This is a genomic window from Ruegeria sp. AD5 (assembly GCF_056542345.1).
In genome coordinates this window covers 1-1,442 of sequence record NZ_JBQFZR010000017.1, presented here as the reverse complement: position 1 = coordinate 1,442, position 1,442 = coordinate 1, and the positions used below count along the sequence as shown (strand labels likewise).

Here is a 1,442-nt window from a genome sequence, read left to right as displayed (position 1 = left end):
GTTAGCCAAGACCGTCGAACTGGCCAGTGTCGATGAATGTACTCGTAAATTCGAGATCATCATCAACGGGAGCTGTATCCAGTCTGACAATCTCGACGCCATTGATCATCGGGTTTTCTATCTCGCGCTGGAAATCGATGTCGATGGTGCCATCGGTCACCTCGCCGACCCACTCAAACACGCCACCCGTTGCGTGGCCAAAACTGTCGACAACATCGACGTCATCGAGAAACAGCTCATCCTCAACCGAAACATCAAATACACGATCGCCTACGGAACCAGTGCCGCCGTGAGCATTCCCCATAAGAAGACGCACAGCATAAGTGCCGGAGGCAAGGCTGCCATTCCCAAACTCAAGGCTCATCTCCGAACCGCTCACAGGATCCCAGCGTGTCTGATTGAAGAGCTCAAGCGAGACTGTGTCTTGCGAAGCGCTCGGGTCCAAAGTGGCAATGACATTCGAGGTGTGGACGTTTGTTGCGCCACCAACGATGACCGAAGCGTCCGCAATCCAGTCCGGGCCGCCATCAACCGCAGCCACGTCGTTGTTGCCAGCGTTCCAGCGATACAGAACCGTATCACCATTTGGCGCCTCTTGAGCCGGAGCCTCGTCAACCGGGGCAGGCTCGGTCGGCGCCTCTTGAGCCGGTTCATCCGCTGCCGGGGCCTCAACGATCTGATCATCATCAACGGGAGCTGTATCCAGTCTGACAATCTCGACGCCATTGATCATCGGGTTTTCTATCTCGCGCTGGAAATCGATGTCGATGGTGCCATCGGTCACCTCGCCGACCCACTCAAACACGCCACCCGTTGCGTGGCCAAAACTGTCGACAACATCGACGTCATCGAGAAACAGCTCATCCTCAACCGAAACATCAAATACACGATCGCCTACGGAACCAGTGCCGCCGTGAGCATTCCCCATAAGAAGACGCACAGCATAAGTGCCGGAGGCAAGGCTGCCATTCCCAAACTCAAGGCTCATCTCCGAACCGCTCACAGGATCCCAGCGTGTCTGATTGAAGAGCTCAAGCGAGACTGTGTCTTGCGAAGCGCTCGGGTCCAAAGTGGCAATGACATTCGAGGTGTGGACGTTTGTTGCGCCACCAACGATGACCGAAGTGTCCGCAATCCAGTCCGGGCCGCCATCAACCGCAGCCACGTCGTTGTTGCCAGCGTTCCAGCGATACAGAACCGTATCACCATTTGGCGCCTCTTGAGCCGGAGCCTCGTCAACCGGGGCAGGCGGCGTATTTGGGATGGGATCCGGTTCCACGACGGGCTCGTCAGGTGGTGTTGCGGGACCATCCGTTGGGTACGCAATGCTCGCCCAATCCGGTCCAGCCAAACTCTGGTAGTATGCGCTATCAACAGGACCGCGGGACGGACCTGTTGTCCCCACTGTACCGTCGATATCCTGAGGCAGACCGGTATTGTAA

General features: G+C 56.8%; 1 protein-coding gene. It reads right to left on the bottom strand.

What is annotated here, in order from left to right:
* Position 1: 1 nt before the first annotated feature.
* Positions 2 to 1,442 (bottom strand): malectin domain-containing carbohydrate-binding protein (locus ACR0JG_RS20750; protein ID WP_480572538.1); only part of this gene is annotated, 1,441 nt, incomplete at its 5' end.